Below are 26,106 nucleotides of genomic sequence, written 5' to 3'. Positions count from 1 at the left end.
TCCTGTCTCAACCTCAGTGCTGATGGTGCTTCTCAAGCCATTGCGGGTCCTTTCCGCCGTACAGCTTGTGGGTAATTTCGGACCGCGTAGCCGCGTTAGCGCCAAGCAACGCAGGGCTAAAAACGTGAGACTTTTTTTAGGGAATTTAAGGCGAAATAAGGCGGATCAAGGCTGATTAGTAGCGATTAAGCGGAATAACCCTCGGCATTACTCCCGATAAGGCTAGAAGGCGCTTTGCGGCTGGAGTTTGGTCAAATCAAACAGTGCAATTAGCGCGAAAATTGATATGTCTGCAAGCAAATAATGCCATCAGCAACTCAAGAGTTGCGGCGTCGCTTTCTGACTCTTGATCCGACGGACGCTGACACCGACACGTTTGAGCTGAGCTTCAGCTCAGAGACCCCTGTCGCTCGCCAATACGGCGACGAGGTTCTCTCACACGCTGCTGGTGCTGTGGACCTGTCACGCCTGAACGACAGCGCACCGCTGCTCTTCAACCACAACCCAGACCAGCTTCTGGGCGTGGTGGATAGCGCCCGCGTTGTTGGCGGCAAAGGCAGAGCCACCGTCCGCTGGGGCACCTCTCCCGAGGCTGCCGCGAAACGACAGGACGTTGCCATTGGCGTCCTGCGCAACGTCTCCGTTGGTTATCAGATCAACGAGATGGATCAGGACGAGGACGGCAACTACGTCGCACGGAACTGGACACCCGTGGAGATCTCGCTGGTCTCCGTACCCAGTGACCCAACGGTCGGCATTGGCCGATCCCTTGAAAACGACTCCGTCAAAACCATGACTCAAGCCCCAGTTCAAGCTGTTGCCCTCGGTTATCCCGAACGCGACGAGTTCTCTTCTGAAGCCGACCAGTTCTCAATCGTTGCCGCTGCTCAAGGCATCGCCTCTGGCCGTGGCCTGCGTGGCCGCGAAGCCGAGGTCAATCAAGAGCTGGAGCACCGCAATGGTCGCCGCACTCAAGGCTTCTTTGTCCCTGAGCAAGGTGGCTGGCGCAAGCGGGCCTATGTCGCTGGCACCGCCACTGCAGGCGGCAACCTGATCGCCACCGACCTGCTCGCCGACAGCTTCATTGAGGCGTTGCGTGATCGTCTGGCGGTAGCCGATTTAGGCGCAACCTTCATCTCTGGCCTCGTCGGCAACGTTGATATTCCGAAGCGCACTGGCAGTGCCACTGCTTACTGGTTTGGCGCTGACAACAGCGACAGCGTGACCGAGTCAACGGGAACCATCGGGCATGTCTCCATGACCCCGAAGACCGTTGGCGCACTGAGCAAGTTCTCTCGGTTGATGGACCTGCAGTCCACACCTGACATTGAGCAGCTCATCCGTGCTGACTTTGTTGCCCTTCTGGCTGATGCGATTGATGCAGCAGCAATCAACGGCTCTGGCAGCAGCAATCAACCTCTCGGAATCCTTCAAACGTCAGGAATTGGTTCAGTAGCGGGAGGAACTAACGGACTTGCCCCAACATTGGACCACCTGTTGGATCTCAAAAAGGAGGTGGCCGTTGACAACGCAGATGTCGCAACGTGCGGTTTCCTTACGAACGCCAAGGTTGAAGCGGTTTTGGCAAAAGCCAAGGACTCCCAGAGCCAGTACCTCCTCAGCCCTTATGGAACTGAACTTGGCCGTTCCCAGATTGCGGGGCGGCGTTTTGAGGTCAGCAACAACGTCCCCTCAAACCTCACAAAGGGTTCAGGGACCGATCTGTCCGCTGTGATCTACGGCAACTTTGCAGACCTGTTGATTGGTCTCTACGGGACGCTGGAGATCCTTGTGGACCCCTACACCGACTTCGCTAAAGGGACGACAGGAGTGCGTGCTCTGCAGACGATTGACATTGCAGTTCGCCATGCCGAATCGTTTGCGGCGATGCAGGACGCGATTGCGTAACCCGATTGTCGGAACGTGTTCACGCGTACTGGCAAACGCTTTGGGGATGGGCTAAACGAGGCCGTCCCCTTTTCTTTCGGGCTCCCATGCAGATGTATCTCGCGGATTGCGTTTTTCCTGAGATTGAAGGCCAACTGGCTGCCTACAAGAGCTTCTGTGAGCTGTGGGATTCAGGCGAAATGGCAAAGCTGGACAACTTTGATGGCTTTGAAATGTTGTTCCGCGTGCACGCTCCTGGCGCAGGCCGAGTGACGATCCTGTTCAAAGCTGAAAGTGATGCTCAAATCTTTGAGCACTTCGCGCCATGGCGTGCTCAGTTTGGTATTGAAATGGACTTCACTCCTGTAATCGGTTGTCAGGATGTGGTTGATTACCACAAGAAGCTTTTCGCCAAGATGTCCTGATCTTTGTAAGGACTTTGTACTTAGGGTCAGCGTCGGGCTGGCCCCATTTTTTTGCCATAATCAGCTTGGTTCAGATGGGGTCACCTGTTGGGGGTTGGCCCTTTTTCTATGTCGTACTTCCGAGTCAGGACAAGCTTTCTGCCCGTTCCGCTGCAGTAGCTGCAGACGTGCATATAGCCGTCATACCTGCTCTTCTTGTAGCCACTACCTCCGCAGTGCTTGCACTTGTAACTTGTGATCTTGGTATTGAACAGAGGCAGCGCCATTTGTAGTGCTGTTGCTTCTGATGTCATGTCTTATTACCAACGACAACTCACCACTAGCTCTGGTCAATCAGCCATTTCAATAGACATAGACTTAGTAATAACTATCAGTGTCAACAGTGCAGCTTATTGATGACGATTGCCCGAAAGTGCCCAACCCTGCCGACGACTCATTAAGCAGTCCGCAGTCACGGCGCTATTGGCGCGAACAGCTACCCCCACCCCCATCAACGGCTCCCTTTTCGGCCTTTGGCTGTGGGTCATCTAAAGGCGCGTTGTTTGTCTAGGCAGCGGAATTTTTTGATTGCACACCTTGTTTTGCGATGGCGATCGTCAACCTGCGTCAAGCCAGTGCCCATTTGGGCTTTAAGACAACGACAACGCTCAGGAGGCTGCTGCAGGCGGGCGAACTAAGTGCGTATGTGCGCTCAGGACCCGATTTAAGAGCGACATATCTGGATGTGGCCCCAAAGGGTCTGCCAACGCTGCGTCAGCACGTTCAAGCCCATACGGAGTGCCGTGGGAACTCACCGCTATGGGGTGCGGATTACGAGAGCTGGCCGAAGGGAAGTCGGAATTGGACTGATATCGCCAACGGGTATCTGGACCTGCCGCAATGGGGGCCACCACCGTGGACAGAGCTGCAGTGGGCGACGCTGCGCAACGTGATTGAGCTTGCGCAGGAGAGCTAACGCCTGCGCCTTGCTTTGACTTTCAAGGCTCGTTTGTTGCGCCATACGGCGAGATAACCCCCAAGCCCTAAGCCAAACAGCAGAAGAAGAGGACTCATCTTCAGTAGCAGCTCATGGCTTCATAGTCGTCTAGTACCCGATCTACTCGTGGGGCGTATTTTTCGACAACTGACTCTCTCGCTAATACTCCTTCTGCCTCGTAGGGAGCCATTCTCCTCACCATGCAGTTAAGGACTTCATCGTTGACAAATTTTGCATGACATCTTTCCTTGGCTTTCTCCATTGCAGGCAGGATGATTGCGTTTTGACTCGCTAGGGCTTCGGTATCCATAGCCGCCTTCAAGCGCGCAGCAGCCCTTTGTATGGCTTCGCATTGGACGTAATCCGTAGCTTGAGAGCCAGGCGCCAGGCAGAGAAGCGAAATCAGTAGTAGCCGTTTCAAAGCAAAAGTCTCGGCTTGTCATTCAGTCTGGCTAGCAATTGAGGTATGCCCAACAAGGACCGCAGCTTCCACGAGTCGCCAGAAAAGGCTGGTGGTGAGGGGTGGCTGTATTCCGAACAGCAGCAGAAGCTCTGTCACTTCAAGCCCGACACGGCGACGGTCCACGCGCAGTGGATAGCCATCAGGACCTACAGCTACGTTCCGCCCCGCCCGCCTGAGCCGATGACTCGTAGGCGGATGCTGCGGCACAACGCTATTGAGGCATGGCAGACGATGCAGAAGACGGGCTGGAGGCGCTGCCCACCGCCCGTGCGCTGATTCCGCACTGATGGCGAAAAGGCATCAGATATCACTTGACCTTTCCCGCTGTCTGGTTACACCAAGGATGTTGGTAGGGGATCTAATGGAGATTCATCTTCACCACGCTCAATCACTCGGCGAACTCATCCTTGATGGACGACACAAGCCTTTTCGTGCACTGGCTTGCCCGTTAAAGCCAACAGTGCTGAAAGACGAGCGGCAGGCGGCGACCAAATGAGCAGCAGCTACTGCTGTTGCTGCATCTGCTGCTGACTGAGCGATTTAGGTCGTTTGGACTGGCTTGCGGCTGCTTTAGCTCTCGCTATTCGCGCTTTGACGATGTGCAGCAACGGTTCGCGATCAACGTGGCCCCACGCCTTGTCTGGTTGAGGCCAATCGCTTTGTAGCTCGCCTGCTTTCCAGCGTTTGAAGTCGCGTTCCTCAATGGCTTTGCGCGTTTCCTCAACTTTTCTCTCCATCTCTGCCCGTTGCTCAGGCGTGATTGGGACTGCGTTGCGTCTGCGTTCCTCTTTTTTGAGCTGAGCTTCCTTGCGTTGTTCAGCGCGGTAGAGGTTCCGTTGCTTGATCTGGTTACCCAGCTCCTCAAGCTGCTGATCTGTCGCACCAAACAGAGCTGCGTCTTCCTCCAGCAACGACAGGCTTAACAAGGTTTTCTTGCGGCGCTCTATCTGGACCTCTCCCCTGCCGAACTCAGCAGTGCCGTTCTTCATGTCAATGACGAGGACGACTCCAGACGAGACAAACCAGTTGTTGAACTCACGTCTCGCCTCAAGCTCGTCTGAGTCCTTGATGAAGGCGGTGATGCGCCGCTGAGTGACCTGCACAGCAGCCTCTCCAGTGGGGATTTGGCTTGCTGAGTGCAGATCCGCCTTTTGCTTGTTTAAGGCGCTTATGAGTTCCTCTGCAGCCTGCTGCTGCTCCTCTAGCTGCGCGTCCAAACGCTCAGGCCATGCCCTGCCTTGGGCAATGAACTGATCCTGTGCAGCAAGGGTTTTTGCCACCTGCTCATTGGCCCTGTTGAGCTTGTCCTGCGTAGCGAGGACCTGCTGATTGATCTGGCTCAGCAGCTCGCCCTTGCGGTCATCGCGGAAGAACTGATTCCAGCGAAAGCCCTGCAGTTGGCCGAGCAGCTCTGCCTCGTTGTAGTGGATGCCTTTCTTGGCAGAACACTGCCTGTTTCGGCATCGCAGCATCGGCTTGTAGCCGTCCTTTTGCGTAAAACGGTCAACCAAGCAGCCACATTCATCGCAGTAGCAAGCACCGCCGAAGAGGTGCTTCAGCGAGCCGCCGCCGTTGTTGTAGGTCACGTTCGTTCGGCGCTTGAACCGAGCCGCTTGGACTCTGTTGAACAGCTCTTCAGAAACCGCAGGCGGGAACAGATCACGCTTCACAGGACCGCACTGCTCAATCCTTCGTCCGCCCGTTACGGGGTCTTTCTTGATCGTTGTCGGCCACCACTCGCCAATGACCGCGCGATCACTCAGATATGACCCAATGGCCTTCCCGTTGAGGACCTTGCCTTCCTCGCTACGGAAGCCTTCCTCAAAGAGCTTGTCTGCGATTAGGTCCTGCCCCATGGACAAGGCCAGCTCAAACATCCGCTGAATCCACTTGGCCCTGTCGTTCAGCTCAAAGCCGCCGTTGCCGTTGTTCAGGACGCGTTTGAAGTCCAGCCAGAACTTGTAGTGAACTCTTTTTGGCTTGCCGTCCTCGCGCAGGGAACGCTCCTTGAAATGGCTGTCGTTGAGCCTGCCTTCGTAAATCGCCCTGTGGTTTTTGGTGATCGCGCCCTGCGTCCATCTCTTGCGATCAAGGTGCAGATCTCTTGCTGAGGTGATCTTTCCCGCCAGCAAAAAGACCGTTGCAGGAACTTTGTTGAAGCCGTCCTTGTCCAAGACCTGCCCGTCTTGGTGATCGCAAAAGGCGGTTTTGATTCCCGCTTTCCAGATGTCAAAGAGGTTTTCCAGCGTGTCTGCCATCGCTTCACGCCCGAAGCGATTGATTGACTCAACGACCAGAACATCTCCGACAAGGAACTCTCCGCTCTTCAGTCCGTCGTGCAGCCACTGGAAGCGGCCTGACTCCGCTCCTGAGCGCGCGATTCGGTACGCCTGCAGAGGCGGGTGCTCAGGGTGACGAGCGCACCAGTCATCAAAAGCTTCCTGTTGTCGCTCAAAAGAACTCTTGTCTTCTGCCGCCTGACCCTGCGTTGAGACACGCTGGTAAGAGATCGCCCGCCCCTGTGCCACTTCAATCGGCACAGCCAAGGCTTGATTTTTAGGAGCTGAACGCTTGGACGGCACCAGTTACGGGTCAGTAACTCGCTTGTTGTACACAGGGTTTTGGGCTGTACGCAACCCCCACAGTTAATCCATGCCGTTCCAGAACACCGCCGTTATTTCCATGACGACGAAGGAGCTGATGACATGCCGGCCCACATCCGAACCGCGCTCACCAGCCAAACCCTGAACCTGAGCGTCAGCAGGGGGCAACTGCTGCTGGGCACCTGGCAAGCCGTTTACCTCTGGGAGCACCGCAGCGCTGCACACACCAGAACGATCGCCTGCCACTTATTCGGTGAATCCTCCAGCCGCCCCACCCCTGAAAGCACCACGCAGAACACTTCAGCCACGCCGCAAACCCTGTTGAGCCTGCGCAATGGCGAACGGATCAATCAAGCCATTCAGGCCCGCCACAACCCCAACTCCTGGGAAACCGACGACGGCATCGATACCGACACCGATCTGATGATTGATCGATTGCATGACCTGAGCGACTGACAACCGGCTCCAGCCACGATGGAGGGGTGATTCAGGGCTGCCATGCCAGTTGAACCTCTCGATGCCGCCCAGAAGTCGGCCCTCAGCACAGCCCTGCCCAATTGGGTTGTGAACGGAGACAGGCTGCACCGCGATCTGCAGTTCAACAGCTTCGTGGAGGCCTTTGGATTCATGGCACAGGTGGCCTTGCTGGCCGAATCCAATAATCACCATCCGAACTGGAGCAACGTCTACAACCGCGTTTCAATCGACCTGACCACCCATGATCTCGGCGGCCTCAGCAGCCTTGATGTGGAGCTGGCCAGCGCCATTGACGCCCTGCTGCCAGCATGAGTCGAGTGGGTCCTTGCGCATGACCACCGCACCAGCCACCGCCAACATCCCCGTCACCATTCTCAGCGGCTTCCTCGGAGCGGGGAAAACCACGCTGCTGAATCACATCCTGAGCAATCAGCAGGGGGTGAAGACCGCGGTGCTGGTGAATGAGTTCGGTGAAATCGGGATCGACAACGATCTGATCGTCACCACCGATGAAGACATGGTGGAGCTGAGCAACGGTTGCATCTGCTGCTCGATCAACGACGAGCTGATGGAGGCGGTGGAACGGGTGATTGAACGCCCAGAACCGCTCGATTACATCGTCGTCGAAACCACCGGTCTGGCCGATCCCCTACCGGTGGCCATGACCTTCCTTGGCAGTGAGCTGCGGGACCAAACCCGCCTCGATTCGATCATCACCTTGATCGATGCAGAAAACTTCGACGACGTCGTTCTGGACACGGAGGTTGGCCGGGCCCAGGTGATTTACGGCGACATCCTGCTGCTGAACAAGTGCGACCTCGTCTCCGAGGAGCGGCTCGAGGCTGTCGAGCAGCAACTCAGAGACGTCAAGAACGACGCGCGGATCCTGCGCTCGGTGAAAGGAGACGTGCCCTTGCCCCTGCTGCTCAGCGTTGGACTGTTTGAATCCGACAAAGTGAGTTCCCCTGCCGACGATCCGAGCCTGGATCACAGCGACTGCGACCACGACCATGGCCACTGCAGCCATGACCACGATCACGGTCATGACCACGGACACGATCACAGTCATGGGCACGATCACGGTCATGGGCACGATCACGGTCATGGGCACGATCACGGTCATGCCCACAGCCATGGGGAGGGTCATGACCACGGACACCATCACCACAGCCACAACCACGGCGACCATCAGGACATCGAGGGATTCACCTCCATGTCCTTCCAAAGTGATGGCCCCTTCTCCCTGCGCAAGTTCCAGAACTTCCTCGACAACCAGATGCCCCAGGAGGTGTTCCGGGCCAAGGGAGTCTTGTGGTTCAACGAAAGCGAACGCCGCCATGTGTTCCATCTGGCGGGCAAACGCTTTTCCATCGACGACACCGACTGGACCGGTGATCGCAAGAATCAATTGGTGCTGATCGGCCGCGACATCGACCACACCACCCTGCGGGAACAACTCCAGGCCTGTGTGGCACCGGATGCAGGAAAAGGTTTCAGCTGATTCAGCAGAACCCAGGAATGGTGCTTATTGTGCGTGGCATGGGAGAAACCTCAATGGTCGAACCACTGCTGCTCGGAACGGTTTTTGTTCTCGCCAGCCTGCTGCTGTGGCTTCTGGCTGATTCCGATGACGACAACGGCGGCGGTGGCTTACGCCAGCCAGTACTTGTTCCCATCCCGGTGCGCCATCACCAGCGCTGAAACCATCAATTCTTTTTCCTCAATCCTCCGCTGCGGCGGGGGATTTTTTATGCCAGCGCCTGGCCAAGCGGAAGCAGCGTGACTCTGGCCCCATCCCTGAAGCTGAGGCGACAACGGGTGTGGGGAGGATGCTCCTGTTCGATCGGACAGTGGGCCCGCACCAGCACATCCGCGACACGGATTCGGTACTCCCATGCATCCCCCAGAAATTCACGGCCCAGGACGCTGGCCTCTCCTTCGGCATCGGCGACGACAGTGATGTCATGCGGATCCACGAGCACACAACAGTCACCGGAGGCTTCGCGGTCCGCCTGGACCAATGGGGCCGATGCATCCAGATCTCCCAGTAGACAAGACAACTGGCCTTGGCCATGGGCCTGCACTGGAATCAAATTGCGTTGAAGCACAAAGGACCCAACAAAAGGCGTCGCCGGTGACCTCACGATCTCGGGGGGCGATGCACATTGATGCAGCACGCCGTCCCGCATGACGGCAACGCGATCGCAGATCGCCAGAGCTTCTCCGGGGTCATGGGTGACAATCACGCCGCTCGCACCGCAGGCGTCCAGTACGGAGGAGAGCTCACTGCGCAGGCGGAGCCTCACCTCCACATCCAGGCTTGAAAAAGGCTCATCAAGCAGAACCACCCTGGGCGCTGGGGCCAGAGCGCGTGCCAACGCCAGCCGCTGCCGCTGGCCACCGGAGAGCTGGTGCGGGTAGCGCTGCTCGAGCCCCTTCAGCCCCAGCAATGCAAACAACCAGGCCACGCGCTCACGGTTGGGATTCCGCCGGGGCAAACCGAAACTGGCGTTCTGCCAAGCGTTCAGGTGAGGGAAGAGGGCGTAATCCTGGAACACCATGCCAACGCCCCGACGTTCTGGTTCCATCCAGATCCCATCTCCAGCCACCATGCGCTGATCCAGCTGCACCGTGCCGCGCCGTGGGCGTTCGAAGCCGGCAATCAAGCGGAGCAGGGTGGTCTTGCCACAGCCGGAGGGGCCCAGCAGGCCCAGCAGCTCCCCAGGCGCCACCTGAAGATCCACCCCCTTCAGGGTCCAGCCGTCAGAGGCATCGCCGTAGCTGTGCCAGACCCCGTTTAAAGCAACCGTTGGCTCCATCGGGAGCAGCTGTTCCACAGATCAGATGAAGCTTGGGAACCGACCGAGCTTATGAGTGTGACAAATGATCGAAGCCGGTGTGCGGTTTGCACTCCCTCGATCAGATCCCCATCGTTCATCGCCAGACTCGTTCCATGGCAATGTCGCAACACCACGTCGCGACAACGGTGTCCGGCCCATCGCTGAAGTGAAGTTGCTGCCCAACCGGAGTGTTGTTCCAAGCCCAACCCGGCTGGCCCTGATCCTGATCGCCTCCATCACTGGCCTGGTTGCGATCTGGCCGGTGTTGACGCTGGTGAGGGAGGCCCTGACGTCTTTGCACAGCGGCTTCAGCGATCTTGGCCCCGATGGCATGCGCCAGATCGTTGGCACCATCCAGCTGCTGCTCGGAACAGCAACGCTGGGCACCTTGCTTGGCACTGCGAACGGTTGGCTGCTGTGCAACTGCCGTTTTCCCGGTCGGGCATGGCTGCGCATCGCCCAGCTGATTCCCCTGGCAACGCCGGCCTATCTCCTCTCGGCGATCCTCGTTGATCTGGGCAGTCGCCACAGCTGGACCATTCACGGCATGGGGTGGGGCATCGCTGTGATGGCGCTGACGACCTACCCCTATGTGTTCCTGCTGAGCACGGAAAGTTTCTCCGTCAGCGGTCAGCGTCAGCTGGAGGCATGCCGGAGCCTGGGGGTTGGTCCCTGGTCAGCCTTCCGGCGTGTGGCCTTGCCCATTGCACTGCCCGCGATCGGCGCCGGCGTCGCTCTCATGGGCATGGAAGTGGTCAATGAGCTGGGTGCCGTGCAGCTGCTCGGCATCCCGAGTCTCTCCGCGGGCATCCTGGAAACCTGGCAGTCCAACGGCGATCCCGCAGGCGCCATCAGCTTGGCTTTGATCACGCTGGTGATCGTGTTGACGTTGGTGGTGTGTGAACGCAGCCTGCGCAGGCGCAGTCGGCGCTGGAGCGATGGCGTGGCCGGCGGGGATGCAACCGCTTGGCACCTGCATGGATTCCGCGCTGGGGTGGCGCAACTGCTCGCCGTGATCCCTCCGATCGTGAGCCTGGGCACCCCACTGCTGTGGGCCGCCAGCAACTTGGACCAGCTCCAAACCAGCTGGAACGACGATCTGATCAGTCTGAGCGGCCGCAGTCTTTTGCTGGCTCTGGTCGCTGCTGTTTTGGCGGTAACGGCAGCGCTGGTGCTGGCCATCGCCAAACGCTGGTCCAGCGCCCCATGGCTGAAAAGCCTCACCTTCCTGGCCGGAACGGGCTACGCCATCCCCGGCACCGTCCTGGCTCTGGCCCTGTTGCTCACGGGCGCCCCCTGGCAGGTCGCCCCCTTGCTCCTGCTGCTGTGGGGCTACAGCGATCGATTTCTGGCGGTGGCGAAAGGAGGCCTGGATGCAGCCCTGGAACGGATCAGCCCGAGCCTCGATGAGGCGGCGACGGGGATGGGATCACCTTGGCAGCGCGTGCTCCAACGGGTGCATCTGCCTCTCTTGCGCGGACCGATCACCGTCGGACTACTGCTGGTGTTCGTGGACACGGTGAAAGAGCTTCCCCTCACCTTTGCCCTGCGGCCTTTTGACTTCGACACGCTCTCGGTGCGCGTGTTCCAGTACGCCGGCGATGAACGGCTGGCCGAAGCGATGTTGCCGGCCCTGATGATCCTCGTTTTGGGGCTGGTCGCCGCCATGGCCTTGGTGCCAACCCTGGATCACGCCTCCAGACGAGAGGGCTCGTCACCCCCGCAGCAAACGCTCTGATGCGTTGCGCTGGAGCAAGCCAGCACGGGTGTTGAGACGGAGCGGGAGTGTTGACCAGGAGATCGGCCGTCCCGTGGACACGGCGTAGGTGGTCTCCCGGAGGGTGCCCTTGCCCCCATCGATCTCCAACAAGGTGAAGCTCTGCTGTGCTGGCGCTTCACCACGCAACAGGCGCCGGGGGCCACTGCCCAAGGCACCGAGCTGGATCAGATCAAGCTGGCCACGACGACTGGAGAACCAGGTGTGGTGATGACCACTGATGTAGGCCTGCACACCGGCGGTATCCATCAAGGCCTGAAGTGCACCTCCCCGTTCCAACACCTCACCGGGGCGATCCTTGCCCAGACCAACCCCTGCCAGGGGGAGATGACCCACCACAAACCGAGCACGAGCCTTTTGTGCCTCGATGCTGGCCAACTGCTGTTGTGCCCAGATCAGCTGATCCTCAGGAACACGGGCTGAGCTGGCATCCCAGACCAGCCAGAAGATCCCGTCCTGCAGCACCGAGTAGCTAAACGGGAACTGCGAGGCATCCACAAACGCCAATCCCATCCGTGAACGGATCGGGGTCCAGAACCGACCCACAGCAGCACGATCCGCGGGAAACCCCGGTGAACCGTCATGGTTCCCGATCGCTGGCAGCAGTGGAATCTTCGCCGCCTGAAGCCGCTGCAGAACCGACGTCTCAAAGCCCCGCCACATGGCATCCAGCTGCTGACCACTGAGGCCTCGCATCTGACCCGCGACCATGTCGCCAGCACACACCACCAAATCCGGCTGCAGGCCAATGAGCTGATCCAGCCCCTGATCCACGGCAGGGATGTAGCGGGTGGAGCCATAGCTGCTGTTGAGATCGCTGATCAGCCCAACCCGTTGAACAGCACCCCTGGCGGCGCTCAAGGGCAGGGCCGCTGCCGTAACACCGGTGCCAAGCACCAACTGCAGCATCCGGCGACGACTCAGCAACACAACAGCACGGGGGTCAGCGGTGGCGTTTCAAACGTTGGCCCAACATCCGATCGGCCACCAGGGCCCCGCTGGCAACAACATCGGCCAGGGTGGAGAGGAGTCGGTAGCTGAGAACCACCGCGAGCAACTGCGCCTCTGGCACGGAAGCACCCAAACGCAGCAGCAGGGTGGCCTCAAAAACCCCGAGCCCCCCGGGGGCACCAGGCACCACCAGCCCAACGGCGTAGGCCAGACCAAAGGCCGCAAGCCAGGTGAACAGTGCCGGACTTTGAATGCCGAAGGCCTGCACGCTGCACCAGAACCCGGCAAAGCGGCAGAGCAGAAACAGCAGCTGAAGGCTGAGGGGCCGCCAGGGATAGCCGCCGCGGCCGCTTCCCTCACTTTCCAGTGGCCCACTGCCAACCGACTGCAATTGCGCCGCCTTGGAACGCTCCAGTCGACGCAGAAGGGGCTCGCGCCAGCGGGACATCATCAACAGCGCGGGCCATGGAGCCAGCAGGGCAAGGCCCTGCTGCCATCCACCAGCAACCACAACAAGAATGGACGCCGCCACGATCAGGAGTGGATCAAGGATCACCCCAGCCAGGGCAGGGCCGCCGCCAATCACCGGACGCAGCACGCGGACCCGCTCCACCAAATGCCAGATCCCTCCCGGCAGGTACTTGAGCAGGTTGCTCCGCACAAACAGCGGCACCACCGCAACCCCCTGGGGAGGATGTCTCAACCAGATCAGAAGGTCGCGCCAGGCCAAACCATTGATCAGGATGCTGAGCCAGGTGAGGCCCAGCCCCAGCACCAGCCACCACCAACCGTTGGCCACCAAGCTCAGCTGGCGAAGTTGGCCCGCCTGCTGGGCCAGAGCCACAGCGATGAAGGTCAGGCTGGCCAGTGTGATCCAGAGCTTGGGTTGCCGGAGAACCTTGCCCATCAGGACCAGTCGTCCGTGCTGACGAACGGCGCTACTGCAACAGCAGCCCTCAGCTCATCAAAGGAACACCCAGTGCTGGCCTGAAGAGCCTCAAGGGCATCCGCCTCGGCTTTGACGGTGCAACGGCCATCGGGGCGACGCACCTGTTTGGCAGCGACGGGGCCCCAGGGCGTTTCGAGCACACCCTGCCGCCTCGGCAACACCCAGCGTCCCTGGCGCCGCTCCCGCAGGCCGATGCTGCTGCCAGCACTGAGCCAGAGGCTGCGGAGCTGGTCGGCATCCCCATCCCGCACCAGCGCCGTGAGCAACTGACCACTGCGGCCCTTTTTCATCAGCAACGGCTGCACCGCCACATCAATCGCTCCCGCATCACGCAAGCGATTCATCAACACCGCAATCTCCTCTGGAGTGGCGTCATCGATCCAGGCTTCCTGCACCACCAACGACTCCCAACGGGGACCTTCCCCCGCAGTAACGGCTGGGGTGTGCAGCACAAGGCGCACCAGGTTGGGGCGATCCAATTGGCGGTGGCCGAGGCCAACACCAACCTTGTCAGCCACCAAACGTTCAGGAGCGACAAACTGATCCGCCAGAACCGACACCAGGGCGAGGCCCGTGGGCGTCACCAACTCTCCTGTGGGCAGATCTCCGCCCTGAAGCAGAGGAATGCGGTGACGTCGTGCCAGTTCAAGCACGGCGGGCACGGGCACGGGCAACAGGCCATGGGCGGTTGCCACCGTTCCGCTCCCCGCAGGCAACGGAGAACAGACGATCCTGGCTGGATTGAGGTCGTCAATCGCCGCACAGACACCCACCACATCCACAAGGGCATCGATGGCTCCAACCTCATGGAAGTGAACGGCCTCCACCGGAGTTCCATGCACGGTGGCTTCGGCTTCCGCCAGACGGGTGAACACGGCGAGCACCCGTTGCTTCAGCGATGGCGCTAAAGCAGCTGCATTGATCTGATCACGGATCCCCGACCAATGGCGGTGGGGCGGCTGATCCTCAAGACCCTCCACATCAACGCGGATGCCTCGGAGACCAGCACTGCGCGCCTCCTGCCGGGTGAGGCGATAGCGCCCCGTCAAACCGAGGGCCGCCAGAGGCGACTCCACCACGGCCTGGTCCACACCCAGATCCAACAGTGCGGCCAGGAGCATGTCCCCTGCCAACCCTGTTGGTGCATCAATCCAAAGCGCGCTCATCGCCCCAAACGCGGAGCCGCCTCCAACAGAACACCGGCCTGCTGGTCAAGCACCTCCCGCTGCTGACGCAACTGCTGCTCAATCTCCCGCCGGGCGCGGCGCTGCTCCCGCTGGGCGGTGGCCACGTCATGGCCCGACAGTCCCCAAAGCCGTCCCAGCAAAGCGCGGTCATCGGCCCCACCACGGGCCTTGCCGAAAACCACGGTCTCAGCGGCGATGCCGGCCTGCAGCACCCGGCTCCAACGGCGTAGATCCTCAAGCGGCATGCGGACGCTGTCCGGCACGGCGAACTCCGTGGCGCCGCTGCTGCGCAGTCCTGCACGCACACAGGCCAGGGTTCCCACCAGCACCTGCTGAACCGGAAGTTGCTCCGCTTCCGCGATCAGAACATGGCCCGCCTCATGCACCGCAATCCGACGCAGACGCTCCTGCCCACCCGGCAAAGCTTCGGCAAGGATGTGCCCACCCATGCCTTCCCAGGTGGCGGCATCAACGCTGAGGCTGACCAGGGCACCCCCAACTGCCACAACGATCCAGGCAGCAGACAGACCAAGGGCAGGACCAAAAGCGCCGAGGGCGGTGATGCCGGCAACGGCAATGCCAGCCCGAAGTGCCCCCGTGGAGCCTTGCCCCCCCTCGGCCATCAGCTGCGAGCGCGGGAGGTGGCACGACCACGACCTCCCTTGGATTTACCGCCACGCGTCGGCATCGGAGCAATCACGTCGTGATTTTCGAGGTGCAGTTCTTGGCCCTGGCGGCGCAGGTCAAGGCTGACGAAGTGCCGCAGGCTTTCGAGGGGAAGCTCTCCCTTGATCTGGAGCTTGAAGGGAAGCGGACGGTGGCCGTCGGCACGGGCCTGCTGCCGCACCTTCACCACCATTTCGCCGGTTTCCGGCTTGGTGAAGATCAGCTCGCCTCGAACAGAGAAGAAGTCGTCCCCTTCCGGCAGGGTGTCGGAGGCATCGGCTCGGTCTGGAGCCAGGGTGCTGGGTTCCCAGACCCCAGCGATCTGCAGATGCAGATGATCACTTTCACGGCTTCTGGGATACACGACCCAGAGGTGGGGTTGATCCAGGGGCAGATGCCGCCGCATCAGGGTGAGCACCCGACCGAGCACGACGGTTTCCAGGGGGACCCCCTGGGCATCGGTCAAGGTGCCACGGGTGAGTTGCTCGGGGTCGATTGGGGCGTATGTGCCGCGCACAAGACCGATGGCCCGGTACTGCAACGGCTCTGTGACCGGGGGAATCGGATGGGCGCGCATTGATGCTGATCCGGGCGGAGTCAAAAGCCCTTGTGAAGACTGTAGCCAGCCCACTGCAATCTCCTCAGACTGAAGTGGCTGATTCGAGATCGGATGCCCAGCCCGCGCCGGATTCTGTTGCTGCTGGCGTCCATCGTGGGGGCTGCACTGGTCGGTTGGATCGCCGCGGCCTCCATGGCCCCGGAAACGCGAGCGCGCAGCAGTCGCCAGGCTGAAGATCTGCAAGTTGAGCTGCTGATGCAGCAGCTCCAGAACCAGGAGGTACTCAGCGAAGCAGAACGGGGCCTGCTGCTGGAACGCTTGGTGACACTGGAGCGCCTGCAAGAGGCCGAGGTGGTGCTGCAACCGTGGCTGTCTGGCCGCTCCACGCCGCGCGAACTCTCTCTGTTCAAAGCCGATCTGCAACGTCGCAATGGCCAGCCCGAGGCCGCCCGGCGCAGCCTCCAACATCTGCTGCGGCTGCATCCGAATGATCTGCGGGTTCTGCAACTGCTGGTGCTCCTGGAGCAAGAGCAGGGACGTCAGCGTCAGGTGACAGCAGAGCTCACGGCCCGGTTCAAGGGCCTGGAGCCTGGCCAGCGTTTGGAGATCGGTTTGCTTTTGGCTGATCTGCTGCGACAAAGCGGATCCGATCAGACCGCGATGAGGTTGTACGGCCAGCTGGCCACGGAGAACAAGACAGATGCAAGGCCCCTGCTGGCCTTGGCCCTATTGCGGCAAGAGCAAGGCAATTCAGAGGCGGTTCAAACCCTGCTCAAGCAGGCCCGAGAACGGCGGGATGCCAATGGGAGGCTCCATCCCTTGATCGATGTTGTGGCAGCACAGCTGGGATTGAGCGCAGCCCGCAGCACCGGATCAGAACCCTCCAGCGCTACGGCGTCGCTGGAGGGTTCTGATAGGCCTTGAGGGCAGCATCAATGGCATCGGAGGGAGGCGTGGCGTCGTCCATGGCCGTCGCCCGTCGGATCTGGTTCAACAAATCCATGGGGTTGGCGGCATCAAGAATTGAGCCGCTGCCATTGGTGTCGCCGTAGATCTCGCGTTCCTCGCGGTTCTGAAAGGGAGCTTCAACCTGGGCCCCTGCACCCATCGGAAGCGTCGTCACCACCAGGGAAGACAGCAGAGCCTGAGCGACAGCCGCAAGACGGCGAGACATCAGCGGAATCCGGAGTTGGCTGATGCTAAGGGTCTTTGACGCCACTGGATCAGCCGTGCAGATCGCCACCTGGAACGTGAACTCGGTCCGCACACGATTGGATCAGGTGCTCAGCTGGCTGGAGAGCGAGCAACCGGATCTGCTCTGTCTGCAGGAAACCAAGGTGGACGACCCCCTGTTCCCGCTGGACGCCTTCAAATCTGCGGGTTGGCACGTGCACATCCATGGCCAAAAGGCCTACAACGGCGTCGCCCTGATCAGCCGCGAGCCCTTGGAGGATGTGCGCTGCGGCTTTGTTGGGGAGCTCCCGGATGATGCGGAAGCGAACGAGCTCGGCGCACAGAAGCGCGTGATCAGCGCACTGCTGAATGGCGTTCGCGTGCTCAACCTTTATGTCCCGAATGGATCGAGCCTGAAGTCGGAGAAATACCCCTACAAATTGGCCTGGCTCGGCTGCCTGAAGCGTTATCTCAATGCTCAAGAGCAACGCGGCGAGCCGCTCTGCATGGTCGGCGACTTCAACATCGGCCTTGAAGCACGCGATCTTCCTGACCCCGATCGCCAGACCGGCGGAATCATGGCGAGCGATGCCGAACGCCAGGCCCTTCGTGACGCCCTCGGTGAACGGCTTCAGGACGTGTTCCGCGTGTTCGAACCGGATTCCGGTCACTGGAGCTGGTGGGATTACCGGAGCGGTGCCTGGGATCGGGACCGCGGTTGGCGCATCGACCACATCTATTTCTGCGACGAGCTGCTGGGACTCGCCCGCAGCTGCGTCATTCACAAAGGCATGCGCGGCAACCAACAACCCAGCGACCACGCCCCTGTCAGCGTTGACCTGGACTGGCCTCCAACCGACGACGACGGGGATGAACCGTTCTTCTGACCCTGTTCAGTAGACCTCGACGCCGGCGGGGAGCGTCACCATCCGTTTGGCCGATTCACCGCAGGTGCGCGGCGTGGGCAGCACCTTGCCGGGATTCGCACGGTTGTCTGGATCAAAGGCAGACCGCAACAGCCCCATCGTTTCCAAGTCGTCCGAGCTGAACATCCAGTCGAGGTAGCAGCGCTTGTCGGCGCCGACGCCGTGCTCTCCACTGATGCTGCCACCGGCATCAAGACACACCCGCAGGATGGCGGCACCGAGCTCCTTCACACTCCGCTCCACATCGGGCTGGTCCAGTGAATAGAGGATCAGTGGATGAAGGTTGCCATCGCCGGCATGGAAAACATTGGCCACCGGCAGGCCGTGCTCCTGGCTGAGCCGTTCAATCGCAGCAAGCACCGACGGAAGGCTGCTGCGGGGAACGACACCGTCTTGCACGTAATAGGTCGGCGTGATTTTTCCCACCGCTGAAAACGCAGATTTGCGGCCTTTCCAGAGCACCGCGCATTCCGTGGGGTCTTGGGCCCGACGCAGCCCACGGGCTCCTGCCGCGCGACAAAGCACCTCGGCCCGCTCAGAAGAGGCCTGAACCTCAGCTTCCTGCCCATCAAGCTCAATCAGCAGAACGGCCGCTGCATCACGGGGGTACTCGTCGTAGCCGAAGAAATCATTGACGGCGTTGATGGTGACGTTGTCCATGATTTCCATCCCCGCCGGCAGAAGGCCGCTCGCGGTGACCGATCGCACCGCTTCCCCTGCCGCTTCCATCGTGGCGAAATCCGCCAACAGCACGTTCACGCACTCCGGAGCCCGAAGCAGGCGAAGGGTGATGGCCGTCGCGATGCCCAGCGTTCCTTCGCTGCCGATGAACGCACCACGTAGGTCCAGTCCGGAGGATTCGGCCAGCCCGTTGCCCAACTGCGTGATGGTTCCGTCGGGCAGGACCACCTCAAGCCCCAGAACGTGATTGCTGGTCACGCCGTATTTGAGGCAGTGCACCCCGCCCGAATTTTCCGCCACATTGCCGCCGATGCTGCAAACCACCTGGCTGGAGGGATCCGGGGCGTAATAGAACCCGTCTCCTGCAACGGCGCGCGTCACCCAGCTGTTGATGACCCCGGGCTGCACCGTGACGCGCTGATTGGCCAGATCAAGGTCGAGCACCCGACGCATGCGACTGGTCACCACCAGAAGCGCCTGCTGATCCACCAACGCTCCCCCCGAGAGGCCGGTGCCGCTTCCGCGAGCCACAAACGGCACACCGTGTTGATGGCAGCACTGCAAGACAGCAGCGACCTGTTCGGTGGTCTCCGGCAGCACCGCCAGAGGCGGACAGTGGCGCTCAAGCGTCAGTCCGTCACAGTCGTAACTAAGCAGTTCCTGACGCTTCGCCACGATGGCCCGAGGGGGCAGACATCGGCGCAGATCCCGCTCCAGCACTGACCAGTCGTGGGCCACATCGATCTCGATCTGATCAAAGACTACGCATCAAAATGCGTGGGAAGTGGGCAATTAAGAAACACAGCAAACGGAACCGGTCGTTCCTGAGTCAGGATGTTGCACGGTTTGCATCAGCCCTTTGGCGTCGGTTCCAGTGACAGCTCCCGCGTTGAACACCAGCCACTCCCAGGCCATCTTCGGCGCAGCACAGGCCCTGATGCCCGGAGGTGTCAGCTCCCCTGTGCGGGCATTCAAGTCGGTTGGCGGTCAGCCGATCGTGTTCGATCGGGTGAAGGGTCCCTATGCCTGGGACGTGGATGGCAATAAGTACATCGACTACATCGGTAGCTGGGGACCGGCCATCTGCGGCCACGCCCACCCCGAGGTGATCGCAGCACTGCAGGAAGCGATCGAGAAGGGCACCAGCTTCGGAGCACCTTGTGCCCTGGAAAACACCTTGGCCGAAATGGTGATCGACGCTGTACCCAGCGTTGAGATGGTGCGCTTCGTCAACAGCGGCACCGAGGCCTGCATGGCTGTGTTGCGCCTGATCCGTGCCTACACCGGCCGCGACAAGGTGATCAAGTTCGAGGGCTGCTACCACGGCCATGCGGACATGTTCCTGGTGAAAGCCGGTTCCGGTGTGGCCACACTCGGCCTGCCCGACTCCCCCGGTGTCCCGCGCAGCACCACGGCCAACACCCTCACGGCGCCTTACAACGACCTCGAAGCCGTTAAGGCCCTGTTCGCCGAGAACCCCGACGCCATCGCGGGCGTGATCCTCGAGCCGATCGTCGGCAACGCCGGCTTCATTCAACCGGAACCCGGCTTCCTTGAAGGTTTGCGGGAACTCACCAAAGAGCACGGCGCTCTGCTGGTGTTTGACGAGGTGATGACCGGCTTCCGGATCAGTTACGGCGGTGCCCAGGCACATTTCGGCGTCACCCCAGATCTCACGACCATGGGCAAGGTGATCGGTGGCGGCCTTCCTGTGGGCGCCTACGGCGGCCGTGCCGACATCATGGGAATGGTGGCCCCGGCTGGACCCATGTATCAGGCCGGAACCCTCAGTGGAAACCCCCTGGCGATGACCGCCGGCATCAAGACTCTGGAACTGCTCAAGCAGCCCGGCACCTACGAGAAGCTGACGGCCACAACCCAGAAGCTTGTGGCGGGCATCAAGGACGCCGCCCAATCCGCTGGCATGCCGATCACAGCGGCCAGCGTCAGCGCCATGTTCGGCTTCTTCCTCTGCGAAGGCCCCGTGCGCAACTTCGAAGAAGCCAAGAGCACGGATTCGGAACGCTTCGGCAAACTGCATCGCGCCATGCTCGAGCGGGGCATCTACCTCGCACCGTCAGCGTTCGAAGCCGGTTTCACGTCCCTGGCTCACTCCGACGCCGACATCGAAGCGACGATTAACGCCTTCCGCGAAAGCTTCGCGGCTGTGGCCTGATCAGTCCGTGCTGGCCTCAGCACCACCTCCGCCTCCACTGGTCTGCACCATTCAGACCGTGGAGGCCCGGTGGTCTGGCCATCCGATTGCAGGCATCCGACAGCTCAAGCAGCAGCAGTTTCGGGTTGAGCGGGGTGAGAACCCTGCGATTGAACCTCGGACGGTGATCGACAGCAGACTCACCCCCCTGGTGGAGCGCTTCAGCAGTTCCGGTGTTGAACAGATCGCGGGCTCTCGCATGACCTATCACTGGTCCTACGAAGCCCCCTTAAGAGCGCTCACATTCAATGACTCCGGCGCCTCCAGCGGTCCTGCCCAGGAGAGTCGTGTCGCTGTGAGCGGAGATCTGGTCATTGATGATCAAAAGGGATTCGAACTCAGCCAGCAGTCCCGGCTGACCCAATCAGCTGGGACAAAAACCCTGAGCAGCCTTTTGGAAACGGCCCATGGCTCCTGCCGAGAACAACGCTGAGTGTTTACTGGCGCGAGCGCGCCGGGCCGCCGAACGTGCCCATTGCCCCTACTCGAACTTCCACGTGGGGGCCGCAGTGCGGTGTGATGACGGCAGTGTGATCGACGGCTGCAATGTGGAAAATGCCAGTTATGGCCTGAGCATCTGCGCAGAGCGGGTCGCCCTTTTCACGGCGATCAGCCAAGGCAAACAACCGATTGAACTGGCCGTGAGCTGCATCGATGCCCAGAGCGATGCAGCCACTGGTTCCCGGATGCCATGCGGCGCCTGCCGTCAGGTGATGCAGGAACTGCTGCCAAGCAAGGCCAAGGTGAGCATCGATGGTGTGGGCACAAGGCAACTCGAACAACTCCTTCCTGCTGCCTTTGAGCTGAGGCAAGCAAACATCAACTGATCATCACCATCACAGCCTTGAAGCGCTCCTCCAAGAGCGCGCAGCATCAAACGACCACGATTCACCCGAACATCAGGATCGCGCCCAACAGGCCAAGGCTTTGTCGGGATCAGTGATGTCAGACACATCGCTGTAGACGTACTTCTGCCACTCCCGCTCAGGGAGACCGGCAAAAACCATCAGGTTGAGCGGATACTGCTCAGAATCGGTGCACCTGCGGAAATCATCCCGAAACAGGAAGGTGGGTTTACCCAGGGCAATGGCGGCACCAAGTTCCACCATGACCCCCTCATCGGGAGGCGTTCCATTCACGATGGCGAACAGCGCATCGGCATCACGCACATCCTGCAGATCCCGCTGCGCGACGCGATAGGCCCATCCCGGTTCCGCCAGATTCACCTGACCATTGCGAGCAAAGGGCTCCCAGACCTCCAATCCCAGGGCTTCCAATGCCCCGATGAACTCCGGCAACAACAGCCGCTTCCATTGCTCCGAGAAGCCATAAGGAGACGCCAAATAAATCGTGCGCGCGCTGTTGTTCATCACAGGCCCCGTGAGGCGCGGTACGCCTGCTCATCGGCACGGGCCTGTTCAAGGTTCTCCCAAGGAAACACCAGCCATTCCGACGACGCGGCAACCTCGGCTGCCACCCACCAATCAGGACGCGCTTTGCTAACCCAAACAGCAAAGGATGCCTGCGGCACCTCACCTTTCAACGCCTGCAAGGTGCGTCCGGTTTCATAGACATCATCCACAATCAGGGCTGATGGCTCAGGTGCTGAGAACAAGGGGCGATCGATGGCATGGCTGAGCGCTACGGCAAGGCACAGGCCTCCACGGGGGACCCCATAAACGCCGGTCACCGCAGAACCGGCAAAGCGTGAAGCCAACTGCTGCACCGCCTGATCAAATTGGGCCCAACTCAGTACCTGCATAGCCGGAGAATGACACATCCACGCTGTGATGCCCCTTGAGCCAAGACATCCCGCCCCAGGAACAAAATCGCAAATGGTTTCGCAGCCATCTGCTCAGCCGGGAACTGGAATTACAGGAGCTCTATGACCTGCCGCAGGGAGAGCTGGATCTCGTGATCCCACAGTCACCATTACTGGTCCACCCCTGAGCTGGAGATCTCGACACGGATCCAACGCAAACTGGATGGTCAATATCGAGCACGGAGACGACAGAGAGGGGTTGAGAAAAGATTTTGGGCTTAAGAGCTGGCTTTCCAGGAAGCTCGCGAATGCGTGAACGATCGAACAAGGTTGTTCAACGGGAAGAAAGAGCTGATCAGAGGGTCGAATCTCGCCTCAGGTTTTGGAGTTCCAGGCGGAACCGCTCCCAGAATCCGTCGATGAACTTGATGCCCTCGATGCCCTCAGCGGGGCACAACTTCGCCCACTGCATAAACGGGTTACCAGCAACGGTCTGGAACTTCGGTTCTCCTGCTGCATCCCCTTCGCGCCAATAAACGTCCTGGATCCAGGCATCTGACCGATCAGCACGCGAACTGCTGGCGAACTTCTCTCCCTTGCAGTCAGCGAACAACCAGACATCGGCGACAGGGGGACCTGCTCGACCTGATGCTGGTTCATCAACGCATTCCCTTGTTTCCCAGTCGCACGTGTTGATCCAGGTCCTGCGTCGAACCTTGAGACGGATCCAACCGTCATCCATCCGCTCAGGGAAAGACAACTGCTCCGTCTCGACTCGGCACCCTGTGCCGCACCCATAGACAGGAAGCACTGAGTCCTGAGGGATCACGACAGGCGCAAGAGCACCCGCAACTAGCAGGAGTGCTTGCACTGCTTACGGGTAAATCAGGTCGATCAGGCGCCCATCGGCATCAACAACCCTGAAACGCTTCCCTGTTGCCTTTGCTCGTGCCTTGGCAGTCCTTACGGCATCTGCCTTGTTGTGCTTCTCCTGGAAGCGATGCCATTTCGAAAACTGATCTTCGTATTGGACGATGAACTTCATCTGAGCGAGTGCTGGAGCGGAAAGGGACAAGAGCAGGAGGGGTAGGAGCAGGAACCTCATCAGTCGCCCGTCAAGAACTGGAGTTTGATGGATCCACCTCATGGAGGACTTCTCCGTCCTCGCCCAAAACTCGGGTTTTCCTCCCAATCATCCTGGCGATCCTCTTTGCGTCTTCAGAGGCGACCTCCAATGACGTAGCTGTCGCGTGAAGGTGCCATTCCAAGAAAGGGTTCAGTTCTTGGACCCGGAACTGCCCTCTACTCATAGTGACTCTTCTTCAGGAAATAAGCGTTGTCCTGGGTTCTGACCACAAGGAAAGAATCTGACAACTCCTTTTCCCAGAACTCTTGATAGTCGGTGTCACCTGACTTGTTAAGCACCTCCTTCCACATATGCTCAGCGAAGAGTTGCTCCGCCACTTGGTCTTTAGGCACCTCGACGCTCCACTTGAGGCGATAGAGGAACTCTGCCTTTGTCTCTATCCCCATTGCATTGAGTTTCTCCAGCAAACCAGGGACGTCTTCTTCGTACTCAAGGGTGTGGAGGTAGTCGTCGAGTGAGTCCTCCTCAGAGGCACTGACATCTATGACTTCTTCCTGGTAGCCCTCTGGTGCCTCGTCCGACTCCTCCTCATCTGGAGGCAAGCGGTAGTCCTCCCCTCGTCGGGACTCTGCCTCTAAGTACTGACGCACTCTTTCCTGTTCCCACTGACGCCTTTCCCAAGCGTGCTACCGCTGGATCTCATCCAGCATTTCTTCTTGGGTGTCTATGAGTCGTTTGGCATCCCAGTCGCTTTTCCGGTCTCTCAAACCAAGGGTGGCGATCAGAGCAAGCGGACCAAACAGAATCCCGCCCAAGAACCAACTACACCCACCGTGCCCTTTGCCTCCGGCAATGGTGCCTGCAAAGACACCGCACAGGATCCAAATAACAACGATCACTGGTCGCTTTTCAGCACCTCATCAATCCGATTCTGAAGTGTTTTTTGGTCCTCGCCCTCGATCGCTGGTGCCACCTGCAGCACTTTCTGCCGATATCCCTCTTGACCCAGCGCCTGCCTTAGTGAGTCCGTAGTGGTCTATCGCTAGGAACTCCCTGTAGTCCCCCCAGCAACTTCCCAAGACCAGTCCAGCGGTATTCAGTAGCAAGTGCCCTTAGGGCGTTTTGAGTAGCGAAGACAGTCGCAAGGATGTATCGCACTGCTTCTATTCTGCTAGACAACACTAATTACGTTTTGTCGTTCAACTGCTCAAGCAACCTGGATTGCAGATAATCCGGAGGGCATCTATAAGAACACACCCGAAAACCATTCTGTTGTCGAAAGAATAAGTTGATGCTATAAAAAAGCTAGCATCAATCCAAACGAGCTATTTAGCAATGGAAGCGATCAAAGACAGAGCACTCAGAATGCGCCTGAGTGACAATGGATGGGTACATGCTTTTGCACATTTGATCCCCTTTTATGGCATTTATTATGGATTGAGTAGGCGAACAATTACACCACTAGCATGGCAGTTACTTGGATCATTCGTAATTGGATTTACAATTGGAATTTTTATGGGAGCAGCTGGAGCAAGCGATTCCAGCATTGAGGCGACAGGGCTTTTGCTTGGATTTGTAATCACTCCAGTCCTGGCTAAACAAGGGATTGACAGTGCGCGGATATACGCAAAGACTCAATTACGAATTGACAGCACTTCAAATGATTGTTCAGCAATGGATAATATCTCTTCAGTTGTGCTGCAAGATCAACGCCAATCAAGAACTGAAGACAGAAGAAACGTTCAAGCCGTTAGCGATGAGAGTGGTACTTTTATGGGACTAAAGTTTGGGGATAAAGCAAAAGGAAAAGGTGCTCCATCAGAATACAAATCTTATAGCCAACCGCCTTTTGCAGGTTTACAGTTCGGAGCCAGAGCTAAAGCAGCTAGTCCAGAGCCTGAGTGGCGACAATCGACAGCACCACAGTCGACAAAGACTGGCACACCAATAGAAGAAAAAAATAGAACTTCGTCTACAACAGAACCTCTCACCTCAACACCTGGCTCTCAATCTATGGCAAGGGAGAATAAATTAAGCAATGCCCAAGAAGAAGCACCTAAGCAACCAAAAAGCGACGAAACTCCTAGTATTGATACATTAGAAATTGCCTTAAAGCGCTATCAAGACATGCATGAAAAGGGACTAATTGAGAAGGATGAATACGACGCGCTAAGAAAAAGACAATTGGGATTGTAATACTCGCTTTTCATGCAATAAATACACCTGCTCGGAGCAAAAACTCATTTCATCTTGCTTTCTACTTGTTGGTACCATCTCATATAAAAGAATGCCGCTATGGCATAAAGAGCAACTTCAAAGCTAAATTTGCCGATAAAAATCATAATGACAGACGATATGAGTGTGATGCCTGCGAAGTAATACAGAAGCATTACGGCTAATGCGCCAATACCTTTGAGGAGATCATCTGGATTGTCAGACATTAGATTAATCTGAGTCATCACTCATACTAGATCTTTGACCTTTGAGTGCAATGCTATTGAC

At 59.0% G+C, this 26,106-nt stretch carries 30 protein-coding genes and 1 pseudogene; 16 read left to right on the top strand and 15 right to left on the bottom strand.

Going from position 1 to position 26,106, the window contains the following annotated elements:
* Positions 1-303: 303 nt before the first annotated feature.
* From SynTAK9802_RS03445 to SynTAK9802_RS03430, 4 genes are all read left to right on the top strand, one after another.
* Positions 304-1,908 carry a phage major capsid protein gene (locus tag SynTAK9802_RS03445; protein ID WP_186497281.1) on the top strand — a complete coding sequence of 535 codons (1,605 nt, stop codon included), beginning with the start codon at positions 304-306 and terminating at the stop codon, positions 1,906-1,908.
* Between the two features lie 86 nt (positions 1,909-1,994).
* Positions 1,995-2,312 carry a DUF3303 domain-containing protein gene (locus SynTAK9802_RS03440; protein ID WP_011364204.1) on the top strand — a complete coding sequence of 106 codons (318 nt, stop codon included), beginning with the start codon at positions 1,995-1,997 and terminating at the stop codon, positions 2,310-2,312.
* Positions 2,313-2,898: 586 nt separating this feature from the next.
* Positions 2,899-3,267 carry a hypothetical protein gene (locus tag SynTAK9802_RS03435; protein WP_186497280.1) on the top strand — a complete coding sequence of 123 codons (369 nt, stop codon included), beginning with the start codon at positions 2,899-2,901 and terminating at the stop codon, positions 3,265-3,267.
* Between the two features lie 487 nt (positions 3,268-3,754).
* Positions 3,755-4,027, top strand: a complete 273-nt coding sequence (locus tag SynTAK9802_RS03430) for a DUF1651 domain-containing protein (RefSeq protein ID WP_186497279.1) — start codon at positions 3,755-3,757, stop codon at positions 4,025-4,027.
* A gap of 227 nt (positions 4,028-4,254) precedes the next feature.
* Here SynTAK9802_RS03430 and SynTAK9802_RS03425 read toward each other — a convergent pair whose 3' ends face one another.
* Positions 4,255-6,333 carry a recombinase family protein gene (locus SynTAK9802_RS03425; protein WP_186497278.1) on the bottom strand — a complete coding sequence of 693 codons (2,079 nt, stop codon included), beginning with the start codon at positions 6,331-6,333 and terminating at the stop codon, positions 4,255-4,257.
* A gap of 75 nt (positions 6,334-6,408) precedes the next feature.
* Here SynTAK9802_RS03425 and SynTAK9802_RS03420 point away from each other — a divergent pair.
* The 4 genes and pseudogenes from SynTAK9802_RS03420 to SynTAK9802_RS03405 form a co-directional block, all read left to right on the top strand.
* Positions 6,409-6,810: pseudogene (locus SynTAK9802_RS03420) on the top strand (YjbQ family protein); the annotation flags it as partial.
* Between the two features lie 42 nt (positions 6,811-6,852).
* Entirely contained in the window at positions 6,853-7,143 is a 291-nt protein-coding gene (locus tag SynTAK9802_RS03415; RefSeq protein ID WP_186497277.1) for a 4a-hydroxytetrahydrobiopterin dehydratase, read from the top strand.
* 19 nt (positions 7,144-7,162) lie between these two features.
* Positions 7,163-8,332, top strand: a complete 1,170-nt coding sequence (locus SynTAK9802_RS03410) for a GTP-binding protein (RefSeq protein ID WP_186497276.1) — start codon at positions 7,163-7,165, stop codon at positions 8,330-8,332.
* A gap of 53 nt (positions 8,333-8,385) precedes the next feature.
* Positions 8,386-8,532 (top strand): hypothetical protein, encoded by a 147-nt coding sequence (locus SynTAK9802_RS03405; RefSeq protein WP_250397297.1) that lies wholly within the window; start codon positions 8,386-8,388, stop codon positions 8,530-8,532.
* Positions 8,533-8,579: 47 nt separating this feature from the next.
* On the opposite strand, the gene SynTAK9802_RS03400 is transcribed toward SynTAK9802_RS03405, so the two are convergent.
* The gene (locus tag SynTAK9802_RS03400) at positions 8,580-9,650 is read right to left on the bottom strand and encodes an ABC transporter ATP-binding protein (protein ID WP_186497980.1); all 1,071 of its coding nucleotides are present in this window, start codon (positions 9,648-9,650) and stop codon (positions 8,580-8,582) included.
* A 64-nt stretch (positions 9,651-9,714) separates the two neighbouring features.
* On the opposite strand from SynTAK9802_RS03400, the gene SynTAK9802_RS03395 reads away from it, so the two are divergent.
* The gene (locus SynTAK9802_RS03395; RefSeq protein ID WP_255487832.1) at positions 9,715-11,409 is read left to right on the top strand and encodes an iron ABC transporter permease; all 1,695 of its coding nucleotides are present in this window, start codon (positions 9,715-9,717) and stop codon (positions 11,407-11,409) included.
* Here SynTAK9802_RS03395 and SynTAK9802_RS03390 read toward each other — a convergent pair.
* Genes SynTAK9802_RS03390 through SynTAK9802_RS03370 form a run of 5 tightly spaced genes read right to left on the bottom strand, consistent with a single transcriptional unit; the run spans position 11,386 to position 15,778 of the window.
* Positions 11,386-12,378 (bottom strand): metallophosphoesterase, encoded by a 993-nt coding sequence (locus SynTAK9802_RS03390; protein WP_255487831.1) that lies wholly within the window; start codon positions 12,376-12,378, stop codon positions 11,386-11,388. The genes SynTAK9802_RS03395 and SynTAK9802_RS03390 overlap by 24 nt on opposite strands.
* 13 nt (positions 12,379-12,391) lie before the next feature.
* Positions 12,392-13,306, bottom strand: coding sequence for a lysylphosphatidylglycerol synthase domain-containing protein (locus SynTAK9802_RS03385; RefSeq protein ID WP_186497273.1), 915 nt, complete (start codon positions 13,304-13,306; stop codon positions 12,392-12,394).
* On the bottom strand, positions 13,306-14,514 hold the full coding sequence (larC, locus tag SynTAK9802_RS03380; protein ID WP_186497272.1) for a nickel pincer cofactor biosynthesis protein LarC: 1,209 nt from the start codon (positions 14,512-14,514) through the stop codon (positions 13,306-13,308). The genes SynTAK9802_RS03385 and larC overlap by 1 nt, the downstream gene beginning before the upstream one ends.
* Positions 14,511-15,158: a hypothetical protein gene (locus SynTAK9802_RS03375; RefSeq protein WP_186497270.1), complete on the bottom strand. Its 648-nt coding sequence runs from the start codon at positions 15,156-15,158 to the stop codon at positions 14,511-14,513. The genes larC and SynTAK9802_RS03375 overlap by 4 nt, the downstream gene beginning before the upstream one ends.
* On the bottom strand, positions 15,158-15,778 hold the full coding sequence (locus tag SynTAK9802_RS03370) for a hypothetical protein (protein ID WP_186497268.1): 621 nt from the start codon (positions 15,776-15,778) through the stop codon (positions 15,158-15,160). Before SynTAK9802_RS03370 ends, SynTAK9802_RS03375 begins: the two co-directional genes overlap by 1 nt.
* A 93-nt stretch (positions 15,779-15,871) precedes the next feature.
* On the opposite strand from SynTAK9802_RS03370, the gene SynTAK9802_RS03365 reads away from it, so the two are divergent.
* On the top strand, positions 15,872-16,684 hold the full coding sequence (locus SynTAK9802_RS03365; RefSeq protein ID WP_255487830.1) for a hypothetical protein: 813 nt from the start codon (positions 15,872-15,874) through the stop codon (positions 16,682-16,684).
* Here the strand turns inward: SynTAK9802_RS03365 and SynTAK9802_RS03360 are convergent.
* Positions 16,650-16,934 carry a hypothetical protein gene (locus SynTAK9802_RS03360; RefSeq protein WP_244275896.1) on the bottom strand — a complete coding sequence of 95 codons (285 nt, stop codon included), beginning with the start codon at positions 16,932-16,934 and terminating at the stop codon, positions 16,650-16,652. The two genes, SynTAK9802_RS03365 and SynTAK9802_RS03360, sit on opposite strands and share 35 nt — an antisense overlap.
* Positions 16,935-16,956: 22 nt before the next feature.
* On the opposite strand from SynTAK9802_RS03360, the gene xth reads away from it, so the two are divergent.
* On the top strand, positions 16,957-17,820 hold the full coding sequence (xth, locus tag SynTAK9802_RS03355) for an exodeoxyribonuclease III (protein ID WP_255487829.1): 864 nt from the start codon (positions 16,957-16,959) through the stop codon (positions 17,818-17,820).
* A 6-nt stretch (positions 17,821-17,826) separates the two neighbouring features.
* Here the strand turns inward: xth and SynTAK9802_RS03350 are convergent, their stop codons facing one another.
* Positions 17,827-19,278 carry an FAD-linked oxidase C-terminal domain-containing protein gene (locus tag SynTAK9802_RS03350; protein WP_186497266.1) on the bottom strand — a complete coding sequence of 484 codons (1,452 nt, stop codon included), beginning with the start codon at positions 19,276-19,278 and terminating at the stop codon, positions 17,827-17,829.
* A 136-nt stretch (positions 19,279-19,414) separates the two neighbouring features.
* Here SynTAK9802_RS03350 and hemL point away from each other — a divergent pair, with 136 nt between their 5' ends.
* The 3 genes from hemL to SynTAK9802_RS03335 are packed head-to-tail and all read left to right on the top strand — an operon-like array spanning position 19,415 to position 21,582.
* Positions 19,415-20,716 carry a glutamate-1-semialdehyde 2,1-aminomutase gene (gene hemL, locus SynTAK9802_RS03345; protein ID WP_071823045.1) on the top strand — a complete coding sequence of 434 codons (1,302 nt, stop codon included), beginning with the start codon at positions 19,415-19,417 and terminating at the stop codon, positions 20,714-20,716.
* A gap of 7 nt (positions 20,717-20,723) precedes the next feature.
* A complete protein-coding gene (locus SynTAK9802_RS03340; protein ID WP_255487828.1) occupies positions 20,724-21,188 on the top strand; it encodes a hypothetical protein in 465 nt (154 codons plus the stop codon).
* Positions 21,163-21,582, top strand: coding sequence for a cytidine deaminase (locus SynTAK9802_RS03335; protein ID WP_115081707.1), 420 nt, complete (start codon positions 21,163-21,165; stop codon positions 21,580-21,582). Before SynTAK9802_RS03340 ends, SynTAK9802_RS03335 begins: the two co-directional genes overlap by 26 nt.
* Before the next feature lie 72 nt (positions 21,583-21,654).
* Here the strand turns inward: SynTAK9802_RS03335 and SynTAK9802_RS03330 are convergent, their stop codons facing one another.
* Together SynTAK9802_RS03330 and SynTAK9802_RS03325 are read right to left on the bottom strand one after the other, a co-directional pair.
* Positions 21,655-22,125: a nucleoside 2-deoxyribosyltransferase gene (locus SynTAK9802_RS03330; RefSeq protein ID WP_186497264.1), complete on the bottom strand. Its 471-nt coding sequence runs from the start codon at positions 22,123-22,125 to the stop codon at positions 21,655-21,657.
* Positions 22,125-22,517: a phosphoribosyltransferase gene (locus SynTAK9802_RS03325; RefSeq protein WP_186497263.1), complete on the bottom strand. Its 393-nt coding sequence runs from the start codon at positions 22,515-22,517 to the stop codon at positions 22,125-22,127. The genes SynTAK9802_RS03330 and SynTAK9802_RS03325 overlap by 1 nt, the downstream gene beginning before the upstream one ends.
* 35 nt (positions 22,518-22,552) lie before the next feature.
* On the opposite strand from SynTAK9802_RS03325, the gene SynTAK9802_RS03320 reads away from it, so the two are divergent.
* Positions 22,553-22,705 (top strand): hypothetical protein, encoded by a 153-nt coding sequence (locus tag SynTAK9802_RS03320; RefSeq protein ID WP_186498254.1) that lies wholly within the window; start codon positions 22,553-22,555, stop codon positions 22,703-22,705.
* Between the two features lie 167 nt (positions 22,706-22,872).
* Here SynTAK9802_RS03320 and SynTAK9802_RS03315 read toward each other — a convergent pair whose 3' ends face one another.
* From SynTAK9802_RS03315 to SynTAK9802_RS03305, 3 genes are all read right to left on the bottom strand, one after another.
* Positions 22,873-23,259, bottom strand: coding sequence for a mannose-6-phosphate (locus SynTAK9802_RS03315; RefSeq protein ID WP_255487827.1), 387 nt, complete (start codon positions 23,257-23,259; stop codon positions 22,873-22,875).
* A 132-nt stretch (positions 23,260-23,391) separates the two neighbouring features.
* Complete coding sequence (locus tag SynTAK9802_RS03310) at positions 23,392-23,562, bottom strand: hypothetical protein (RefSeq protein WP_186497261.1); 171 nt, start codon at positions 23,560-23,562, stop codon at positions 23,392-23,394.
* A gap of 257 nt (positions 23,563-23,819) precedes the next feature.
* The gene (locus SynTAK9802_RS03305; protein ID WP_186497260.1) at positions 23,820-24,206 is read right to left on the bottom strand and encodes a hypothetical protein; all 387 of its coding nucleotides are present in this window, start codon (positions 24,204-24,206) and stop codon (positions 23,820-23,822) included.
* A 733-nt stretch (positions 24,207-24,939) separates the two neighbouring features.
* Here SynTAK9802_RS03305 and SynTAK9802_RS03300 point away from each other — a divergent pair.
* Positions 24,940-25,800, top strand: coding sequence for a hypothetical protein (locus tag SynTAK9802_RS03300; RefSeq protein WP_186497259.1), 861 nt, complete (start codon positions 24,940-24,942; stop codon positions 25,798-25,800).
* A gap of 44 nt (positions 25,801-25,844) precedes the next feature.
* On the opposite strand, the gene SynTAK9802_RS03295 is transcribed toward SynTAK9802_RS03300, so the two are convergent.
* Entirely contained in the window at positions 25,845-26,045 is a 201-nt protein-coding gene (locus tag SynTAK9802_RS03295; RefSeq protein ID WP_186497258.1) for a hypothetical protein, read from the bottom strand.
* Positions 26,046-26,106: the final 61 nt, after the last annotated feature.

It is taken from the genome of Synechococcus sp. TAK9802, from assembly GCF_014279535.1.
In the GTDB taxonomy this organism is placed as follows: Bacteria; Cyanobacteriota; Cyanobacteriia; order PCC-6307; family Cyanobiaceae; genus Parasynechococcus.
Note: the sequence above shows the minus strand (reverse complement) of the source record. Positions and strands in the feature narration are given on the sequence as shown.

What these genes read in the sequence shown, in the direction of transcription:
- SynTAK9802_RS03445 (WP_186497281.1), top strand. Translation starts at nt 304, where the DNA reads ATGCCATCAGCAACTCAAGAGTTGCGGCGTCGCTTTCTGACTCTTGAT.
- SynTAK9802_RS03440 (WP_011364204.1), top strand. Translation starts at nt 1,995, where the DNA reads ATGCAGATGTATCTCGCGGATTGCGTTTTTCCTGAGATTGAAGGCCAA.
- SynTAK9802_RS03435 (WP_186497280.1), top strand. Translation starts at nt 2,899, where the DNA reads ATGGCGATCGTCAACCTGCGTCAAGCCAGTGCCCATTTGGGCTTTAAG.
- SynTAK9802_RS03430 (WP_186497279.1), top strand. Translation starts at nt 3,755, where the DNA reads ATGCCCAACAAGGACCGCAGCTTCCACGAGTCGCCAGAAAAGGCTGGT.
- SynTAK9802_RS03415 (WP_186497277.1), top strand. Translation starts at nt 6,853, where the DNA reads ATGCCAGTTGAACCTCTCGATGCCGCCCAGAAGTCGGCCCTCAGCACA.
- SynTAK9802_RS03410 (WP_186497276.1), top strand. Translation starts at nt 7,163, where the DNA reads ATGACCACCGCACCAGCCACCGCCAACATCCCCGTCACCATTCTCAGC.
- SynTAK9802_RS03405 (WP_250397297.1), top strand. Translation starts at nt 8,386, where the DNA reads ATGGTCGAACCACTGCTGCTCGGAACGGTTTTTGTTCTCGCCAGCCTG.
- SynTAK9802_RS03400 (WP_186497980.1), bottom strand. Translation starts at nt 9,650, where the DNA reads ATGGAGCCAACGGTTGCTTTAAACGGGGTCTGGCACAGCTACGGCGAT.
- SynTAK9802_RS03395 (WP_255487832.1), top strand. Translation starts at nt 9,715, where the DNA reads ATGATCGAAGCCGGTGTGCGGTTTGCACTCCCTCGATCAGATCCCCAT.
- SynTAK9802_RS03385 (WP_186497273.1), bottom strand. Translation starts at nt 13,306, where the DNA reads ATGGGCAAGGTTCTCCGGCAACCCAAGCTCTGGATCACACTGGCCAGC.
- larC (WP_186497272.1), bottom strand. Translation starts at nt 14,514, where the DNA reads ATGAGCGCGCTTTGGATTGATGCACCAACAGGGTTGGCAGGGGACATG.
- SynTAK9802_RS03375 (WP_186497270.1), bottom strand. Translation starts at nt 15,158, where the DNA reads ATGGCCGAGGGGGGGCAAGGCTCCACGGGGGCACTTCGGGCTGGCATT.
- SynTAK9802_RS03370 (WP_186497268.1), bottom strand. Translation starts at nt 15,778, where the DNA reads ATGCGCGCCCATCCGATTCCCCCGGTCACAGAGCCGTTGCAGTACCGG.
- SynTAK9802_RS03365 (WP_255487830.1), top strand. Translation starts at nt 15,872, where the DNA reads ATGCCCAGCCCGCGCCGGATTCTGTTGCTGCTGGCGTCCATCGTGGGG.
- SynTAK9802_RS03360 (WP_244275896.1), bottom strand. Translation starts at nt 16,934, where the DNA reads ATGTCTCGCCGTCTTGCGGCTGTCGCTCAGGCTCTGCTGTCTTCCCTG.
- xth (WP_255487829.1), top strand. Translation starts at nt 16,957, where the DNA reads ATGCTAAGGGTCTTTGACGCCACTGGATCAGCCGTGCAGATCGCCACC.
- SynTAK9802_RS03335 (WP_115081707.1), top strand. Translation starts at nt 21,163, where the DNA reads ATGGCTCCTGCCGAGAACAACGCTGAGTGTTTACTGGCGCGAGCGCGC.
- SynTAK9802_RS03330 (WP_186497264.1), bottom strand. Translation starts at nt 22,125, where the DNA reads ATGAACAACAGCGCGCGCACGATTTATTTGGCGTCTCCTTATGGCTTC.
- SynTAK9802_RS03325 (WP_186497263.1), bottom strand. Translation starts at nt 22,517, where the DNA reads ATGCAGGTACTGAGTTGGGCCCAATTTGATCAGGCGGTGCAGCAGTTG.
- SynTAK9802_RS03315 (WP_255487827.1), bottom strand. Translation starts at nt 23,259, where the DNA reads ATGGATGACGGTTGGATCCGTCTCAAGGTTCGACGCAGGACCTGGATC.
- SynTAK9802_RS03310 (WP_186497261.1), bottom strand. Translation starts at nt 23,562, where the DNA reads ATGAAGTTCATCGTCCAATACGAAGATCAGTTTTCGAAATGGCATCGC.
- SynTAK9802_RS03300 (WP_186497259.1), top strand. Translation starts at nt 24,940, where the DNA reads ATGGAAGCGATCAAAGACAGAGCACTCAGAATGCGCCTGAGTGACAAT.
- SynTAK9802_RS03295 (WP_186497258.1), bottom strand. Translation starts at nt 26,045, where the DNA reads ATGTCTGACAATCCAGATGATCTCCTCAAAGGTATTGGCGCATTAGCC.